This is a genomic window from Paenibacillus polymyxa (genome assembly GCF_018614975.1).
GTDB lineage: Bacteria > Bacillota > Bacilli > Paenibacillales > Paenibacillaceae > Paenibacillus > Paenibacillus polymyxa_E.
This window is the reverse complement of the sequence record NZ_JAGGNR010000021.1, coordinates 60,625-79,905: the sequence shown is the minus strand read 5'-3', so window position 1 is coordinate 79,905 and position 19,281 is coordinate 60,625. Positions and strand designations below refer to the sequence as shown.

The 19,281-nt window shown below is 47.9% G+C and carries 15 protein-coding genes; 14 read left to right on the top strand and 1 reads right to left on the bottom strand.

Features of this window, described 5'->3' with window-relative positions:
* Positions 1 to 182: 182 nt before the first annotated feature.
* The 3 genes from J7E78_RS18535 to J7E78_RS18525 are packed head-to-tail and all read left to right on the top strand — an operon-like array spanning position 183 to position 4,151.
* A complete protein-coding gene (locus J7E78_RS18535; RefSeq protein ID WP_397330594.1) occupies positions 183 to 1,790 on the top strand; it encodes a spore germination protein in 1,608 nt (535 codons plus the stop codon).
* Between the two features lie 13 nt (positions 1,791 to 1,803).
* A complete protein-coding gene (locus J7E78_RS18530; protein ID WP_215077664.1) occupies positions 1,804 to 3,024 on the top strand; it encodes a Ger(x)C family spore germination protein in 1,221 nt (406 codons plus the stop codon).
* 20 nt (positions 3,025 to 3,044) lie between these two features.
* Complete coding sequence (locus J7E78_RS18525) at positions 3,045 to 4,151, top strand: GerAB/ArcD/ProY family transporter (RefSeq protein ID WP_215077663.1); 1,107 nt, start codon at positions 3,045 to 3,047, stop codon at positions 4,149 to 4,151.
* A gap of 66 nt (positions 4,152 to 4,217) precedes the next feature.
* Here the strand turns inward: J7E78_RS18525 and J7E78_RS18520 are convergent, their stop codons facing one another.
* The gene (locus tag J7E78_RS18520; protein ID WP_215077662.1) at positions 4,218 to 5,057 is read right to left on the bottom strand and encodes a manganese catalase; all 840 of its coding nucleotides are present in this window, start codon (positions 5,055 to 5,057) and stop codon (positions 4,218 to 4,220) included.
* Between the two features lie 365 nt (positions 5,058 to 5,422).
* On the opposite strand from J7E78_RS18520, the gene J7E78_RS18515 reads away from it, so the two are divergent.
* The 11 genes from J7E78_RS18515 (at position 5,423) to J7E78_RS18465 (ending at position 19,270) form a co-directional block, all read left to right on the top strand.
* Complete coding sequence (locus tag J7E78_RS18515) at positions 5,423 to 7,045, top strand: PucR family transcriptional regulator (protein WP_215077661.1); 1,623 nt, start codon at positions 5,423 to 5,425, stop codon at positions 7,043 to 7,045.
* A 239-nt stretch (positions 7,046 to 7,284) separates the two neighbouring features.
* Positions 7,285 to 8,790: a factor-independent urate hydroxylase gene (pucL, locus tag J7E78_RS18510; RefSeq protein WP_215077660.1), complete on the top strand. Its 1,506-nt coding sequence runs from the start codon at positions 7,285 to 7,287 to the stop codon at positions 8,788 to 8,790.
* Positions 8,790 to 9,167, top strand: coding sequence for a hydroxyisourate hydrolase (gene uraH / locus J7E78_RS18505; RefSeq protein WP_215077659.1), 378 nt, complete (start codon positions 8,790 to 8,792; stop codon positions 9,165 to 9,167). The genes pucL and uraH overlap by 1 nt, the downstream gene beginning before the upstream one ends.
* 42 nt (positions 9,168 to 9,209) lie before the next feature.
* Positions 9,210 to 10,613 carry an allantoinase AllB gene (gene allB / locus J7E78_RS18500; protein ID WP_215077658.1) on the top strand — a complete coding sequence of 468 codons (1,404 nt, stop codon included), beginning with the start codon at positions 9,210 to 9,212 and terminating at the stop codon, positions 10,611 to 10,613.
* A complete protein-coding gene (locus J7E78_RS18495; protein WP_215077657.1) occupies positions 10,610 to 11,917 on the top strand; it encodes a Zn-dependent hydrolase in 1,308 nt (435 codons plus the stop codon). Before allB ends, J7E78_RS18495 begins: the two co-directional genes overlap by 4 nt.
* 6 nt (positions 11,918 to 11,923) lie before the next feature.
* Positions 11,924 to 13,165 (top strand): pyridoxal-phosphate-dependent aminotransferase family protein, encoded by a 1,242-nt coding sequence (locus J7E78_RS18490; RefSeq protein WP_215077656.1) that lies wholly within the window; start codon positions 11,924 to 11,926, stop codon positions 13,163 to 13,165.
* The gene (gene ggt, locus J7E78_RS18485) at positions 13,159 to 14,754 is read left to right on the top strand and encodes a gamma-glutamyltransferase (RefSeq protein WP_215077655.1); all 1,596 of its coding nucleotides are present in this window, start codon (positions 13,159 to 13,161) and stop codon (positions 14,752 to 14,754) included. The genes J7E78_RS18490 and ggt overlap by 7 nt, the downstream gene beginning before the upstream one ends.
* Positions 14,755 to 14,890: 136 nt before the next feature.
* Entirely contained in the window at positions 14,891 to 16,213 is a 1,323-nt protein-coding gene (locus J7E78_RS18480; RefSeq protein ID WP_215077654.1) for a 5'-deoxyadenosine deaminase, read from the top strand.
* Between the two features lie 42 nt (positions 16,214 to 16,255).
* On the top strand, positions 16,256 to 17,452 hold the full coding sequence (locus J7E78_RS18475; RefSeq protein ID WP_215077653.1) for an XdhC family protein: 1,197 nt from the start codon (positions 16,256 to 16,258) through the stop codon (positions 17,450 to 17,452).
* A complete protein-coding gene (locus J7E78_RS18470) occupies positions 17,418 to 18,068 on the top strand; it encodes a nucleotidyltransferase family protein (protein WP_215077652.1) in 651 nt (216 codons plus the stop codon). Before J7E78_RS18475 ends, J7E78_RS18470 begins: the two co-directional genes overlap by 35 nt.
* A 287-nt stretch (positions 18,069 to 18,355) precedes the next feature.
* Positions 18,356 to 19,270, top strand: coding sequence for an FAD binding domain-containing protein (locus tag J7E78_RS18465; protein ID WP_215077651.1), 915 nt, complete (start codon positions 18,356 to 18,358; stop codon positions 19,268 to 19,270).
* Positions 19,271 to 19,281: the final 11 nt, after the last annotated feature.

Genomic DNA, 19,281 nt, shown 5'->3' with positions numbered 1-19,281 from the left:
ACGACTTGCATATTGCATATGCAGGTCTTTTTTTGTGTGAATAAACGTCCTTTTGAGGGGTCACATCGAGATAACTCACCGTTAGTGTAGCGGGAATTCCGGAATTACTAACCGTGTTTTATTTTTTCACATATTTTCACTCGTTATGATCCATATTAAAAGAAAATAATGGAGGTGACTCCGTGATGTTCCGGTGGATTAAAAAGGCATTTCAACCTCAGAAGGAGGGAGAAGCTGGTCAAAAACAAACCAAGTATTCTGAAAAGTTGGATTATTCCCTTCAAAATAATCTTAATTCTATTAAAGAAGCATTTGAAAACAGTCCTGATTTTGTAGTTCGTGATTTCTCTGAAACTGCTGCACAAGGGACAGCAATAGCCATCTGTTACATGGAAGGTTTAACAGATCCTGTCTTGATATCGGATTTTATAGGAAATATCATTCAATATGTGAATGCATCTCCACCATTCAAAGAGCAGCCTGCGGATGTATCCGTACGAAAAATACTACCTGCAGGAAGTATTGAAAATGTGGATTCCATACAGCATGTCTATCAAGCGATATTAAACGGCAATGTAGTTATATTGATTGACGGTGTTCAAAGTGTATTAGCAGTGCCCATGTTTGGGGGAGCAAGAAGGTCAGTGGAGGAGCCTACATCCCAAACGGTGGTCAGGGGGCCAAAGGAAGGATTTACGGAGGAAATTTCTACCAATATGACTTTGATTCGGCGCAGAATACGGACACCAGATCTGAAATTTCAAATGCACACGATTGGAGAGTACACTCAAACCTCAGTAGCAGTGGCTTATATTCAAGGTATTGTCAAGCCAGGGGTGGTAGAAGAAGTTACGAAGAGACTGAATGCGATCCGTACAGACAGTATACTTGAAAGTGGCTATATTGAAGAATTCATTCAGGACGCGCCGCTCAGCCCTTTTCCGACCATGATTAACACAGAGCGTCCTGATACTGTGTCAGGCAGCCTGCTCGAAGGGCAAGTAGCCATTTTAGTGGATGGAACGCCGTTTGCTCTCATTGCTCCAGTAACTTTTTTTAATTTTTTTCAAACTACAGAAGATTATTACCAGCGATATGATATCTCAACTTTATTGAGAGTTGTTCGAATGATGTCTTTTTTTGTCTCATTATTGCTGCCGTCCCTTTATGTCGCTTTAACTACCTTCCAACAAGAAATGATTCCCACCATCTTACTGGTCACTCTGGCCGCTCAGCGGGAAGGTGTCCCTTTACCTGCGTTACTTGAAGCCTTGCTGATGGAACTTACATTTGAGGTTATTCGGGAGGCCGGTGTTCGTATGCCACGAGCAATTGGACCCGCGATTTCTATTGTTGGTGCATTGGTTATCGGTCAAGCAGCGGTAGAAGCAGGGCTAATCTCGGGAGCGATGGTTATTGTGGTGTCCTTCACGGCGATATCCAACTTTGTTATTCCATATTTTAGCATGGCCACCGCAGTACGGTTAATACGTTTTCCATTCATGGTGCTGGCAGGTACCCTTGGTTTATACGGAATACTGGCAGGAGCAATCCCTCTGTTGGCTCACCTGGTTTCACTAAAGTCATTCGGCGTTGATTATTTAATGCCATATAGTCCATTTTACAAGTCGAACATGAAAGATCTGATCTTGAGGGTGCCTTGGTGGGCAATGAAGACCAGACCTAATGAGAAAGCGGGATCAAACAAAACAAGGCAAGCTGCCAATCAATATCCTTCAGGGTCCAACAATATGATCGACCGTATCAATGAATCTGATACTAATGAATAAAGGAGGAGATCCTGTGATTCGATGTGGTTTCGTGCTATTGATACTATTTGTTTCAGCGGTGTCTATTTCAGGGTGCAGCGGCAATCGCACAGAATTGAATGACTTGGGCGTTACGACTGCCACAGGATTTGACAGAAAGAATGGAAATTGGTGCATTTCATATCAGATCATTGTGCCTCCGGCAAATACTGCAACTGGAGCAATGGGGGGATCCCAGACGCCTGTAACTATCTTTTCAGCTTACGGGAAGACCATTAAAGAAGCTTTAACGAGAAGCAGTTTGGAGAATCCGAAAAAAGTATACTTTGCTCATACCAACGTGATTTTAATCGGGGATGAAGCTGCAAAATATGGAATTGCAGAAATTATGGACAATTTTTATCGTAATGTTAACGCTCGCGAGACGGTAAAGGTTATTATTACAGATGGAGAGGCCAAAAATTACCTCAAGAAACTGGTTCCACCAGAGAAACAGCCTGGTCTGGCCCTATCCGAGATTTTAGAACGAAGCAATGAGAGAGGATCTTATTATGCTGTCATGAACCTTCATGAAATTGCTTTGAAAATCACTTCAGATAGTGGGACCGCCGGAATCCCCATCCTCACGGTTAAAGGCAAAGAGACGGGCAAACTAGAGTCCATTAACATATATAAGCAGACATCTACACCTGCCAAGTTGAAGCTTGAGGGATTAAGTATCTTTTATAAAGACAAGGAAATCGGAATAATGAATCAAAGTGAAAGTATGGGCGTTTCATGGCTAACGGATCAAGTACACAGGACAAGCTTGAGTTATACAGGTGAGAACGGTGAGGTAAACAATTTTTTGGTCCGAAAAGCAAACGTCAAGGTTATGCCAATCAAGTCGGGTCAGCATTACAGTGTTCAAGTCAATGTAAAAGCAAACGCTGAGCTGGATGAGAGTACTTCCCAAAAAGATCTCGAAAGTACGCATAACATCCAGAAAATGCAGCTTGAGGGAGCGCGCGTGATCAAATCGCAGATCTTGACTGGTTGGAACGCAAGCCAGAGGCTCCGAGTTGATCCGATGGGAATTGCCAACAAAATACATCAACGTGATCCGAAATACTGGAAAAAAATAGAGAATACATGGCCACAGGAGTTGGCACAGATGGACATCCACATAAATGTCGATTTTACAATACAACGAGTAGGCTTGCTTCAGAACTCTTTTGGTCGGTTGCTTCATAAGGAAAATGAAGGGGAACACTAACAGCAAGGAGATGTATAATTATGAATGCAGGCAAAGCTCTTCGTGTATCCGAATTGGCTGTTTGTTTCTCCCTGTTTGAAGTTGGAAGCACAACCCTGTTTCTTATGGGCGGGGAGGCCAAGCAGGATGCATGGTTAGCCATGCTGGCGGGGGCCCTTGCCGGACTGTTGTTATTACTTCTTCATTTGGCGATTCATGATCAAGACCCTGAATTAGATCTGTTCCTTCTGTTTCGGCGCTATATGGGGAAAATTCTGGGTACTACTTTAAACCTTTCATTTGTAGGTTACTTCACCTACGAAGCTTCCCGAAATTTGCGGGATCTGAATGAAGTCACCGAATTGACACTATTGAATCAAACTCCAATCATGATTACCAGTCTAATTACACTTCTTGTCGTTTCCAATACCGTACGTTATGGATATCGTGTATTGTTCCTCATGTGCATGATACTGTTCCCTGTTATGATTCTGGGTTATACATTGATCTGTATTTTAATTCCATCTACTGGATTATTACATACAGATCTAAGTTTACCGGTTTTGGAGAATGGTTGGGATCCGGTCTTCAAGGCTGCATTTCCGAATATTGTTTCGTTTCCATTCGGACAGGTTGTCTTATTTTTGGTCTTTTACCCTTATGCACGAAATGGGAAGGGCCTACATAAAGCAGTGATCATTACCTATATCATCACCGCTATCGCTTTAACAGGTATTAATCAACTCATCATTTTTGTCATGGGTCCCCAGGTCGCAATGTTAAGCACTCTCCCGCTTTTGCAAACTGTGCAATTGATTGAAATGACCGAGGTATTTGAGCGGATGGATGCTTTGTTCACTCTGCTTTTATTTTTGGGGATGGGGATTAAAATGGCCGCATTTTTTCACGGGGCAGTGATCGGACTGGAAAGAATAACGAGTATAGGCTACAGGAAGTGGATTTTACCAGTGGGGATCGTCCTGTTGGGGGTGTCTTTCATATCTCCCACTTTTACGGAACATATTGAGGTAGGGCGAGGCGTTGCTTTGGTTTATTCTTCGCCAGTGTTCCAAATAATTCTGCCTCTATTACTGTTCGCAGTTATTCTTATGAAGAAAAGAATGGCCAAAAAAAACAATAATCCATAATAAAAAACATCAAAAAACGACTCAGTTCAGAAACAGAAACTGAGTCGTTTTTTGATGGATTCATACTTATTTATCACTCGACTTATCATCCAGATCATGGTGAAGTTCAGTGGCCGGGATGAGGGGTTCGTAAATCTGTCCTTTTGGAACAGGATTGGATATATACACGTAGTCTCCGGTACCATCGGGTGCGCTTCCTGTGGCCCATAAACCTTCACCTGACTCAGTTCCCTCAGAGAGGTTCCAGAACTGATAGGCTTCAGGCTGAGCTTCCTGCTCTGCTTCTGGCGGGAAGGAAGCCGGTACCACAACTCCGTTTTTTTCCTCCAGCTCCTGGATGGCTGCCATCCATTGATATTGATGATACCGGTCTCGTGCCAGCATTTTACGGAAAGTTGCACGAACGCCTTCATCGGTCGTCATATGATACAATCTAGCCACTTGAAGTCGCCCCTGACTTTCGGCATGCAGGTTAGACCGCATATCTGCAAGAAGGTTGCCACTTGCCACAATGTATGAACCATTCCAAGGTACGCCGTTAGAGTTGGTTGGTAGACCACCCAGCCCGCTTACAATCAGGTGTTGAGGGTTAATACCGCCCATAATGGCAGATGTAACAGGATCCTCAGCTGCTTTTTGCTGTTCAGCAGGCGTAGCGCCATCCAGTAGCTGACTAATCAATGCACAGAGCATTTCGACATGGCCAATCTCTTCCGTGCCAATATCCATAAGCATATCTTTGTATTTCTCTCCGCCTCGACAGTTGAAGCCCTGGAAGAGATATTGCATCATTACTGTCATTTCTCCAAACTGTCCTCCCAATACCTCTTGCACCTGGCGTGCAAACGTAGGATCGGGGCGATTTACCTTTACCTCATATTGCAACTCTTTTTGATGTCGAAACATATGAACCCTCCATTGTGATAGTTAATTCATTGATCCTTACTTAATTGGGTGACTTATCTAAAGGTGTATATTTTCCACCATCTGATGATTCTATGCACCTTGTTAGTAACAACTATTCCTGTTGCGGTCGGTATGGGATGATTCGAATATTCCTGCTCATTGACAGTAAGGTGTGCTCGTTAATTAGGTCATAGGTATTATTTTTTGTCGTGTAAGCTTTAATATGAATTTTGATGTTATAATACTTAACAACGAATAAAGGTTAAACGTATGAATAATAAAATATTAAGAAATATGATCCAGATTGGAGTCTGAAGTAACGAGAATAACATATTTTTGTGTTATATATATGGGAGGTAGTGTCCATGCAACTTACGGTTAAAGAGGCTTTACAGGTATACCCGTTATCAGAGGCAAAACTGGTTGCGGGTGGAGAAGGGACTTCACGGATGATGAAATCCGTTAATGTCATGGACGCTCCTGATATCGCGGATTGGATCAAATCCGGTGAAATGCTGTTCACTACTGCTTTTATTATGAAAGACAGTGAGACAGATGCACTGCGTTTGATGAGGCGCTTGAATGAACGCGGCTGTGCAGGACTCGGCATCAAGCTGGGACGTTTCTGGCAGTCCATTCCCCAAGGAATTGTCGAGGAAGCGGATCGACTTCGTTTGCCGCTGCTTGAACTTCCTTTTCAATTCACCTTCTCGGACCAGATGAATGCCTTATTCAAAGCTGAACATGAACGTAGTAACCGATTGCTGCATGAGGTTGTGCAAAAACAGAAAAAATTAATGCAGTTTGCACTGCAACAGCAGCCACATCGGAATGTGTTTGCCGAACTTGCCACGGTGCTGAACTATCCGCTTGCCGTCATTGGTTCTCGGGGGCATGTGCTTTATGGCAGTGAAGGCATTGCAGGGGATGCGGTAACACAGGGTTGGCCTTGGAAATCCGTCATGCACCGAGTGAAATGGAATCAGGGTAGTTGTCATCGCGTACCCATCAAGCAAAATGATGAAGAATATGGATCGTTGCTTGTGTTTACCGATTCAGCCTTATCCCTTCGAGCAGAGGAAGAGCTGTTCCAGCAGGCTGCCGATGTACTGGCATTTTATATGGATATGACTTATCGCGAGCATATTAATCCGACTGTGCAAGATGAGATGCGTACACTGCTTTCACAGTATCTGGATAACAAAATGACCATCCAGGAATTGACCACTTTGAGTGAAAACAAAGGTGTACATCTGTTCCAGGGAACTTATCAGTGCGTATTGATTACACTTGAGCCGACTCTGTTTGCCGAGGGAAAGCTGCTTAAACAGATTCATCGCGAATTGCAGTACAATCCGCTGATGCAATTCACAGCCTCACAGCATTTTCAGATTGAAGATGGCATTCTGTCCATCTATACCTGTCCAACAGGGCGAGATTATGGAGAGGAGCTGTCAGGTTTTCTCTTGAACCGGTTCGGTGATGTTCTGGCAGCGCAAGAAGAGAAAGGGGCACCTGCTCCGCGTTTCTGGATCAGCAAAATGAAGCATGAGCCCAAATCGCTACGTGAAGCGTACCAGGAGTGCCTGGATACACGACAATTGGCTCGTCGGTTCGGGATGAAAGATCGTGCACTGCAATTTGAGATGCTGGAATTTGCCTATGTGTTCCAACATGTACCGGATAACATTATGGAGAACTACTGTAATAAAGTACTTGAACCGTTACTTGCCAGGGATGGCGATCCCAATCAGGTGCTGATGAATACATTGGAGTCCTTTATTGAGAATGACGGACTCATTAATGAAGCTGCCAAGCAACTGTTTGTGCACCGCAACACGGTCACCTATCGGATGGAGAAAGTTGGCAGCTTGCTGCAAATGGACTTTAAGAAAACGAATGATCTGCTTAAATTAAAGCTGGTATTCACCTTCCGCAAGTTTGTACGGGACAAAGCAACTGCAAGACCGCACAATGTCCAACTCTAAACCGGACATTGTGCAAGATGACAATGCTACGGGGGGAGATCCCTAAGAACCGCATTCCCTTGATGGAGTGCGGTTTTTTCATGTTTAAGGACAGCAAAAGCTGATCTTCCCGTGCACAGCAAACAAATCACAACTCTGATGTTATGTTATATTACAAAATTGCGTAAATATTGTTGTCGCGACATCGAACGACACTTAGAATGAAGAACAATAATCCACAACAGACCGGAGGTTCTAACATGAGCGACTTAATTAAACTTGTTAACAACTGGTCTATCACGCAGTTTGTCCATACGTTTGGCGGCTTATTTGAGGAATCACCATGGGTGGCTGAGCGGGCCGGGCTTTTACGACCTTTCGATTCATTTGAGCAGATGATGAAAGTGATGAAAAACGTGGTTCAGGCATCGGATGACCAGGTGAAGTTGCAGTTGCTTCGAAATCACCCGGATCTTGGAGCGCGAATCAGCATGAGCAGCAACTCCGTTCAGGAGCAAGCTGGTGCAGGGCTTGATTCACTCTCACAGGAGCAATACAACGAACTTCAACAACTAAACAAAGCATATACAAGCCAATTTGGCTTTCCTTTCATATTGGCCGTTAAAGGCCATACCGCAAGCTCCATCCTCGAATCCATGAGGCAACGTCATCGCCGAGGCAAGGAAGAAGAATTCGAGACTGCAATGAAAGAAGTATTCAAGATAGCGGGCATTCGTTTGGAGCAGTGGCTTGCACAGATCGGTCATGAACATGAGTTCGTGAGCAAGCCAGCCGCAGTGCAGCAGCGGACTATGTATTATGGTAAAGGGGATGTGTGGATGTACCGTTCCTACGCCAAACCGTTAACGGGTATACAGTCCATTCCGGAATCTCCGTTCATGGGACGCAGCAATATTCTGTTTGGATTAAACATTAAGGTCGCTGTGCAGGGTGATGAATTCTTGCCTTCTTTTGCAGAAGGGGATAATTCGCTCGTGGTCGCAACCGATTCGATGAAAAATTTTATTCTCAAACATGCAGCGGATTACACAGGGGCAACGGTGGAAGGATTTCTTGCACTGGTAAGTCGGCGTTTCCTGGAGACGTATCCGCAGATGAGCAAGGTTCAGATGACAGCGGACCAAATTCCTTTTGAAGATATACCTATTGGTTTAGAAGGAAGTTATCGACCGAGTGCGCTCGTATTTCGTTATTCGCAGAATGATCGTGCGACAGCTGCCGTGGAAGCAGAACGATCAGGAGACTCGATTGAACTAAGCAACCATTTCAGTGGTGTAGCCGATCTGAGATTGATCAAGGTCAAGGGCAGTGAATTTGCCGGATTTATGCAGGATGAATATACCACTCTTCCAGAGACATGGGATCGACCGTTATTTATTTTCCTGAACATCAATTGGCGTTATGAGGATCCGAAAGATGGCATGGATGATCAGCGTGGACGGTATGTAGCGGCGGAACAGGTCAGAGATTTGGCTGCTGCGGTATTTCATGAGTGTCGATCCGCTTCCATTCAACATCTGATCTACCAGATTGGACGAAGATTGCTAATTCGATTTGAACAGCTGAGTGAGGTTTCATTTGAATCCAACAATCGGACTTGGGAGACGGTGATGGAGGAAGTGAAAGAGGGAGAAGGCAAAGTGTTTACCGAGCCGAGACCGCCATACGGATTCCAGGGTTTCTCGATGACAAGGGATGATCTGGGAACAGACGGCCTTGACTCCGGGAAAGAAGGTGGTGTCTGATGTCAATATCTGGTGGACGAATTACAACACATGTGCTGGATACATCCAAAGGCGTGCCTGCTGCGGGTGTTCGGATCGAGCTGTATACCCTGAAGAGGGATGGAGAACAGGAAAGCAAGATAAAAGTGGCTGAGTCGGTGACCAATACGGATGGACGTTTGGATGCACCGCTGCTGGATGGAGGCAAGTTGGAGTCAGCCATATATGAGCTTCAATTTCATGTCGAGAGTTATTACGCACAGCGTTCGTTGGAGGAGCTGGGCCAGGCATTATGGACGATTGTTCCGATTCGTTTTGCCGTATCCGATGCATCAAGCCATTATCATATTCCATTATTGATTGCTCCAGGAGGTTACAGTACATACCGGGGAAGCTGAACATGCACACATCTGGTTCTGATTCAGGGGAGGGTCATCCACATGACAACATTTGATACCATCATCCGGGGGGGCCGGGTGGTGCTGAGAGATCGGGTAGAGCAACTGGATATTGGCATTACTGGTGAAAAAATAACAGAATTATCCACGCGGCTGACCGCTGGCGAAGCGACTCGCATCATAGAAGCTGAGGGGCATACTGTGATGCCGGGTGTTGTAGACATTCATGTACACTTTAATGAACCTGGACTCGCCAGTTGGGAGGGATTCCGATCGGGTTCGGCAGCCCTTGCCGCAGGGGGAATCACGACCTATGTCGATATGCCACTTAACGGTGTACCACCAACCACAAGACCGGAAGCATGGGAAATGAAAATGAAAGCAGCGGAAGACCAATCGTATGTTGATTATGCGTTCTGGGGAGGTTTGGTTCCCGGCAATCGCGATGAACTCGCTCCACTGGCAGGGTTGGGTGCTGCCGGATTCAAGGCATTTATGTCCGAGCCGGGTGGAGAAGGGGTAGATATTTTTGCGAGAGCTGATGACCGTACACTGCTGGACGGGATGCATGAAATTGCAACATTAAACCGTGTGCTGGCACTTCATGCAGAGGACGAAGGCATGGTTGCCGAACTCGGCGTGAAAAGCATTGCAGAGGGAAAGATTGAACCGATGGACTATGTCCGGTCCCGTCCTGTTGAAGCGGAAGTCGTTGCGGTTGCGCGAGCATTGAAATACGGTGAACAGACCGGGTGTGCGCTTCATTTTGTACATATTAGCACTCGGGAAGCACTCGATCTGATTGCGGAAGCCAAACGGCGTGGGCAGGATGTCACTTCGGAGACATGCCCTCATTATCTGACGCTTACCGATCAGGATGTGGTCTGTTTGGGTGCTGTAGCGAAATGTGCTCCACCGCTTCGCAGCTCTTCCGAACAGGAGCAGTTATGGGATGCTCTGACTTCGGGATTGATTGATGTTATTGCCTCAGACCATTCTCCATGTCCGCCATCCATGAAACAATCGGATAACTTCTTCGAAATCTGGGGCGGTATATCCGGTGCGCAAAGCACATTGTTAATCATGCTGGAGGATGGACATCTTCAGCGTAAGATCGACCTCCCGTTGCTCGGAAGAGTGCTCTCTCTGCAACCTGCCAGAAGGCTTGGTCTGGAGAGCAAAGGAGAGATTGCAATTGGTAAGGATGCCGATCTCGTCCTGATTGACTGGGAGAAAAGCACAACCCTAAATACGGAGGATCTTCATTATACGCATAAACAGAGTCCTTATGTGGGACGTACATTTAACTGTCAGATTGCAGACGTATTTTGCCGTGGGCAGCGTGTTCACAACTCGGAATCCGGATTATCTCCTGTGCCTCTCGGGCAACACATTAAGGCTTACTCTTCTAGTCCCATCAAAGCGGGAACGGAGGAGACGCTATGACGGAGTCTGGAGTATACCGGTCATCCGGTACAAATAATGCCCCACTTCCTCTACCGGATGTGGAACAGGTGGAGCTGCAAGCCATGCTTGACTGGCTGTCGACATATGGTGCGGATGCACAGGGCGGCGTCACACGACTGTTGTATGACTCGGCTTGGTGTGAAGCACAGCATGCCCTCGCAGCCAAGATGCAGGAGAAAGGGCTGTTTCCCGAATTTGACCAGTCCGGTAATCTGTATGGCACACTCAAGAGCGAGGGTAAGGAATCAGCGACTGGTGCTGAAGAATTACCGATTGTGACCGGATCGCATATTGATACTGTGGTGTATGGAGGCAAATATGATGGTGCTTACGGTGTGGTGGCGGGAGTCCTTGCATTGGCGTATCTACAGAAGCAATTTGGAGCACCGAAGCGCACACTTCAAGTGGTATCCCTATGTGAGGAAGAAGGAAGCCGATTCCCTTTTGCGTATTGGGGTTCGCGCAGTATAACAGGAATGACAGTTCTCGAAGACGTAGAGCATTTGAAGGATCAAGACGGCATTACCTTTGCACAAGCGATCCGCGATGCGGGTTTTGGACCCGATAGTGCATATAGACCCGCCGCAAAAAATTATGGTGCCTTTATTGAGCTTCACATTGAGCAAGGTCAGGTTCTGGAACGTCTCGGACATTCGATAGGAGTTGTATCCGACATTGTAGGTCAGAAGCGGTTCAGTATTACCGTAAGCGGTGAAGCGAATCACGCGGGAACGACGCCGATGTCCTGGCGCAAGGACGCACTTGCAGGAGCGGCCGAGATGATTGCTGCGGTAAGGAATATCGCATTGAAAGCTGGAGAACCACTGGTAGCCACGGTTGGGCGAATCACAGCTGATCCGGGTGTTGGGAATGTGGTTGCAGCCCGGGCGGTATTTTCATTGGATATCCGCCATATCCGACAGGAGAGTATTGATCGCTGCTGGCAGGATATGCTTCAGGCTTTTAGTCAAATCGCAGCCGCGCAGCAGCTCGGATTGGACTGGGAAGAACATCTGTCGGTGACGCCCATTCCTATGAATGCCGAGATGATCTCAGACATTCAGGATACTTGTGAGCAGGAGCAGTTGTCCTTTGGGCTTATGCCAAGCGGCGCGGGACATGATTCGCAGATTTTTCAGCCGGCTTGCCCAACAGCCATGATCTTTGTGCCGAGTCATGACGGTATTAGTCATAATCCACTTGAATATACAGCTGAAGCAGACCTCATGCACGGTTTTCGGGTTCTGGTCCGGCTACTCTATAAATATGGTTACGGGAGTTGAATGAAGATGTCCACCTATAAAGAGTTATCTCCGTCCTTGCGGACCATTATGACCCCGGGACCGGTTGAAGTTGATCCACGTGTACTGAGAGCATTATCCTTTCCGATCCTGGGACAGTTTGACCCGGAGTTCACATCCTTGATGAACGAGACAATGGCAATGCTGCGTGAGTTATATATGACAGACAACGAGTGGTGTTATCCGGTAGACGGTACATCCCGTTCAGGCATTGAAGCTGTATTGGTCAGTCTGATCCAGCCTGGTGACAAAGTTCTTGTCCCAATCTATGGACGATTCGGACATCTGCTGGTTGAAATCTCGGAACGCTGTGGTGCCGAGGTTGTCTTTTTTGAAACGGAATGGGGAACGGTATTTGATCCGGAAGAGGTGATCAAGGCGATTCATACCCATAAACCGAGTCTGGTTGCGATGGTTCATGGTGAGACTTCCACCGGTCAGATGCAGCCCCTTGCGGAGATTGGCACAGCCTGTCGCGACCTGGATATTTTACTCGTTGTGGATGCTGTAGCAACCATTGGTGGGACTCCGGTGGAAACGGATGCTTGGCATCTGGATGCGGTAATGGGTGGAACGCAGAAATGCCTGTCCGTTCCTTCAGGGATGGCACCTCTCACGTACAACAGTCGTGTGGAACAGAAGCTGATGAGCCGTAAAACAGTTGAACGCGGACTCCGTGACGCAACCAGTGCGCGGGCAGAAGGCCGCACCATTGCCAGTAATTATTTTGACCTGAGCCAATTGCAGGATTACTGGAGTTCGGCCCGGCTGAACCACCATACAGAAGCTACCTCCATGCTCTACGGTCTTCATGAAGGATTACGTATTCTGCTGCAAGAAGGATTGGAGGCCAGGTTCCAGAGACATCGGGTGAATGAACGTGCGTTGGTCGCTGGAATTCAGGGAATGGGACTGCAACTGTACGGGGATATGTCCAGTAAACTTCCTGTGGTCACTTGTATCACAATTCCGGAGGGGATTGATGGTGAATCGGTGCGCAGCATGTTGCTGAACGATTTCAGCATTGAGATTGCCAGTTCATTTGGACCGTTGAAAGGGCAGATCTGGCGGATCGGTACAATGGGATTCAGCTGCCAGCGCAAGAACGTACTTCATGTGCTCGGAGCGCTGGAAGCTGTTCTATTACGTCATCGTCACGTATTACCAGCCGGTGAAGCGGTGCAGGCAGCGATGGATGTGTATGCAGGGAAGGAGGGTGCCTTATGTTAAATCAGATGCCAATCTCCAGAGAAGTCATGGTTACTACTCCTCATTATTTGGCGAGTGCAGTGGGAAGCTCCATCCTCCAGCAGGGCGGGAATGCTTATGACGCTGCTGTTGCGGTCAGTGCAGCACTAGGTGTGGTATATCCGCATATGACCGGACTTGGAGGCGATGCCTTCTTCCTGATTCATGACGGAGCCAGCGGTGAGATTACCGCCTATAACGGAAGTGGACGCTCAGCCGCAGGCATTCATGCGGATACGTTCAAAGCGATGGGTATGAGTGCCATCCCTCAGCGCGGTGTACTTAGTGCCATCACGGTTCCGGGAATGGTGGATGCCTGGTGGGAAGTCTGGTCCCGATACGGCAAGTTACCGTGGGAGCAGTTGCTTGAACCTGCCGCGCAGTATGCGGAAAAAGGATGCTCTGTATCCCGGAATCTCCGCCTGTGGATGGAAAGGGATGAAGATTTCATACTGGGTCATACACCGCTGCAAGCGGTATTTGCGCCTTTGGGTACACTTTTGCAGGAAGGCGAGCTGCTGATCCAGCCTGATCTTGCTGCCTCCATTCGTCTGATTCAGACGGAAGGGCGAGATACTTTTTATACAGGAGAACTCGCGGATCGTCTGACTTCGGCTATTCGTGAGGATGGGGGGATGCTTGCACCAGCAGACTTTGCAGGCCATCGTGGCGAATGGGTGAAACCCGTTAGCACGGAGTATCGTGGCTATGAAGTTCATCAGATGCCGCCCAACTCGCAAGGATTCTCGATGCTGATGATGTTAAATATGCTGGAGCATACGGATCTGTCCTCTGTAGCACGTACCTCACCGGAATTCTATCATCTGATGGCGGAAGTGGTGAAAAAGGCGTTTCGGGATCGTGACCGTTATCTGACGGACCCGGATTTCAGGGACATTCCGCTAGAACATCTGTTATCCAAGGGTTACGGAGACCAATTGTGGAATGAGATTCAGTGTGCTCCACCTGTGGCACAGCCGTTTTTGTCCAAAACGATAGGTCAGGACACGGCGTATGCAGCGGTTGTTGATAGCGAAGGCAATGCCGTTTCGTTCATTCAAAGCCTGTATTTTGACTTTGGTGCAGCCTATGTTCCAGGGGATACGGGGGTTATCATGCAGAACCGAGGGTCTTTTTTCTCCTTAGATCCGAGGGATCCCAACGTACTGGAACCGAATAAACGCTCATTCCACACCCTCATGCCGGGCCTCGTTACACGAGATGGCAAACCTTATATGCTCGTAGGTACACAGGGAGGAGAAGGCCAGCCGCAGACACAATTATCGGTGCTTACCGGGGTGCTTGATTACGGGCTCAACATCCAGGAAGCGATCAGCCTGCCGCGTTGGGTGTACGGACGTACCTGGGGCGAAGAAGGCGATACGATGCGTGTGGAGAACCGATATCATGACGACGTATGTGCAACCCTTGCCCAGTGGGGACATAACGTTGAAGCGAGAACACCGTGGGACGGTATTATGGGACAGTCGCAAGGCATTGTCATTCGTGAGGACGGCATGATTAGCGGCGCAGCAGACCCCAGAGGCGATGGTATGGCTATTGGATGGTAACAGCTACATGAACACTTATAAGTCAACTAGATACTTACACGATAAGAGCGATCGGAAGATTGGTATGTCATTGGAGTGCAAGTGTAGATAGGTATGAGTTGTACTATATAGACAGACACAGATAGGGGAGATTGGCATGGGAACGATCCTGCTGAAAGGCGCACAGCTTGTGACGATGAATGCAGAAGAGGAAGTGTTCATCGGAGATCTGTTGATCGAGGATAACAAAATCAAGGAGATAGCAGCGCACATCGACGTTCAGGCTGACCAAATCATTGATGCTCGCGGTAAAGTGCTCTTGCCAGGTTTCATCCAGACGCATATTCATCTGTGTCAGACCTTGTTCCGTGGGCGTGCGGACGATCTGGAACTGATGGATTGGCTCCGTCAACGAATCTGGCCACTGGAAGCAGCGCATGATGAGGAGTCCGTCTATTATTCGGCAATGCTCGGATTGGGCGAATTGATCTCCAGCGGAACCACGACCATTCTGGATATGGAGACGGTACATCACACGGACTCGGCGTTTCAGGCGATGGCACAGAGCGGCATCCGGGTCATTTCGGGCAAAGTGATGATGGATCATGGGGACGAGGTTCCGGAACCCCTGCGTGAGGATACAGCAACTTCGCTGCAACAGAGTGTGGATCTGTTGGAGAAATGGAACGGGTTTGGCGGAGGTCGCATTCAATATGCTTTCTGTCCACGCTTCGTTGTATCATGTACCGAGGAATTGCTGGTAGAGGTGCGCGACCTGTCCAATAAATATCATGTCAAAGTCCATACCCATGCCTCCGAGAATCGTGGAGAGATCGAATTGGTAGAACACGAACGCGGGATGCGTAACATCGTATACCTCGATCATATCGGTTTGGCTACCCCAAGATTGGTGCTGGCCCACTGTGTATGGCTGAGTGAGGAAGAGAAGGAGATCATCCGCAAGCGCGGTGTCAAAGTCACTCACTGTCCTGGATCAAATATGAAACTTTCCTCCGGGGTAGCGGATATTCCAGATCTGCTGAATCGACAAATTGCTGTTGGGATCGGGGCGGATGGCGCCGCTTGCAACAACAATCTGGATATGTTTCAGGAGATGCGCCTCACAGCGCTGATGCAGAAGATTCCTCATGGCCCAACGGTGATGGATGCCCGGACCGTATTACGCATGGCTACCATGGGCGGTGCAGAGGTGTTAGGCTTGTCGAAGGAAATTGGCAGTCTCGAAGTGGGCAAAAAGGCAGATATGCTGCTGCTGGATCTCGATGATTTTCATACGTACCCTTCCTATGAGACGGATGTTTATTCCCGCGTGGTCTATTCCGCAACACGTAGCTGTGTGGACACCGTTATTATCGATGGCAGCATTGTTCTCAAAAATCGCAAGATTCAGACGATTGATCGTGGCATTGTGCTGCGTGAGTCAGATAAGAGTATTGCGAGATTAATGAAGCGTATCTGAACGAAGGAAACTTATGCAATTACAGAAGGGATGGAGACCGCTATGGAAATGCATGATCTGTGTGCAATCGCAGCCCGTGACACGCGCTGTGTACTCGCAACAGCGATCAAGGTAGACGGTCATGCTTACCGTAAGCAGGGAGTCTCTATGCTGTTGACCGAGGATGGCAGAATGTATGGCAGTATCAGTCCGGGATGCCTGGAGAGTGATCTTCAGGCCCGGGTGAGCCATGTGCTGGATACAATGCAGATGGAATTCGCGGAGTACGACATGCGTCCCGAGGATGATCTGTCCTGGGGGGAGACGATTGGCTGCGGCGGACTCGTTGTTGTGCTGCTTGAACCTGTGTGTGGTGAACTCCGAGATACGCTACAGAAGATGTATGAGTGTTTTCGATCCGGCGCTGCAATAGCGTTAACCCGAACGTTCCAAGATGATTACACAAGGATTCAATATGGATGGAAACGGATTGAACTAACGGGTACCCGGCGCCAGCCAGTCTTGCGTCCTTCGCTCGTCCCTTCTCATGATCGTCCTGATCTACCTCGCCTTATGCTTGTGCCTGAAAGGGTACCTGCTACGTCAAACGGATCTCGCTCATCCCATCTGTCCGGTGATTCACAACATATCTCTGATGCTGAGTCTGATGCTGGAATAGCGACAAACAACACAGTTTCAACGAATCCCTGGGATGTTCCACAGCAACTCACTAGCCTATACACGCCTATACCACGCCTGATTATCATCGGAGCCGGGAATGATGTTATTCCTGTTGCCAGACTCGCCCGATCGGCAGGATTCCGTGTTGTTATAGCGGACTGGCGAGAGTCCTTATGCACCTCGGAACGATTCCCTGAAGCTGAATTTGTACTTGGTTTCCCACGTGAGATTATGCCTCTGTTAAACATAAACTACGGAGATTATTTGATTTTAATGAGTCACAATTTCCCCCGTGAACGTGAACTGTTGGAGATGTTAGTGGACTGTGAGTACACGTATCTTGGCATCATGGGTTCCAAAACACGAACAGCCCGTCTGCTGGATGGCTTACCACCGTTGAAATATGTGCACTCTCCCGTTGGTTTGAGCATCGGAGCAGACGGTCCCGAACAGATCGCCATCAGCATTGCAGCGGAATTGATTGCATGTAAACATAAGGTCTCTTCTTTGAGTTCCGATCTGGTGCAGAAGGGAAGCGTTGCACATGCGAATGACGGGCATAGTTCTGGCAGCAGGTAGGAGCCGTCGCCTTGGTCGGGATAAACTCTCGGTTGTCATGCCAGACGGGAGGTCACTGGCTGCATGGTCACTGGAAGCTGCGCTGAATTCGGATCTGGATCAAGTGGTCTGTGTAGTCAAACCGGAAGATTCGTTGGCATGGCTGCCTGTAAAATGGATTGATTCTGCCACGTATGCGTATCATCCCACAGCGAGACTTCGAATTGTGGCCTGTGCTGACTATGCTTGCGGCATGGCGAATTCTCTTCATTCTGGCGTATTGTCGGCCATGGAGTACAAACCGGAGGGCATTCTCATGTTACTGGCGGATCAGCCTTTATTACAAGCACAGGATATCAATCTGGTGACTACAGCACTGGCTACCCACAAACTATGTGACTATGTCGCAGCTACCGACGGTGAGGGAGGAAAGCCGCCCGTTGCTTTTCGATCCCATATGTTCGGACCTCTCTTGTCTTTGCATGGAGATGAGGGGGCGCGCAAGATTATGTACAGTGCCAACTATTCAGGTATACATGTATCACTGTCTGAGACTAGTTTCTGGGATGCGGATACGGAACCGGAATTGGAACGCATTTTGAGTCATGTATTTGAATCGAATAAGACAGACTCATGAATAGGAGAAGATGAATAATTATGTTTAATTTAATGACATGAACAGGTCAGCCAGGCAGTCTGGTTGGCCTGTTTGTCTTATTTTAACGTGTGGTGAAAGAGAGTCTATGTTAGCTTTTGATAGATCATAATGCATCAAGCACAAATAGAACGCAGGTTTTATACATTTATCCAAAACGATGTGAAGGTAATTGACGTTGTTGCTGAACTCTCATATGATTTGAAGAATTATTTGGATCAGACGGTTGAATTTCCTGCCCAAGGAAGAGAGAGAAAGGGGATGCAGCGATGGTAACACCGGCATACGGTTCTGGAGCCATGCCATCGGTATGGCAGCCTGAGAATCTGCAAGAACTGCAAACGTTGAGAAGAAGATTCAAGGGAATATGTTGTTTCACGGCAGGTGGAACATTGCTGCGAACCCAGTGGGAGGGCGGTTTGGTTCCTGCACCTGAACACATGATTAGCCTGGCTCATATTCCTGAAATGAACGGTATATCCATTCAGGGAGATGAGATCGTCATTGGCGCAATGACCCGATTAAAGGAATGTGCTTCACAAGCGTTGCTGCATCAACTGCCGATCCTGCAAGAAGCGGTGAATACAATTGCGGCTCCTTCCATTCGCAATGTGGCAACCCTTGGAGGGAATATTGTATCCGGAGTAGGGGATACGTTGCCTGCTTTGCTTGTATATGATGCGGAGCTGCACTGGTTGACGGACAACGGAATTGAGATCCGCAGTGTGTCATCTTGGCTTCGAGGTGGACGGGATGGAAGTCGGAATCCAGGGGGTGTATTAATCTCGATTCATATCCCGATGAGACCGTCCTCTCTGTTTGATGTGGACAGTGGGCACAGATCTGCTGCACGAGAAGTTTCCTTTTACCGCAAGTTGGGTCGACGGGAGACGTTCAGTGCTTCGCTGGTGACGGTTGCGTTACACGGTGAGATTGATTCGGATAACCGCTGGACCAAGATTGCGATTGCTGCAGGCGGGGGTTCAGGCATGGCAATGAGACTGCTGAATTCAGAACGACAGCTTTTTAATAGCGAAGCCACTGTCATGCAAGCGGCGACTCTCGCAGCTGCTGTTGCTAGTGAATTTACAACGTATGGGGATGCATTTGCAACAGAATATTATCGCAAGCAGACCGCGGGCAACATGCTTGGCGCCGGGCTATGGAAAGCACTTCACGAATAGAAGATTTCGAT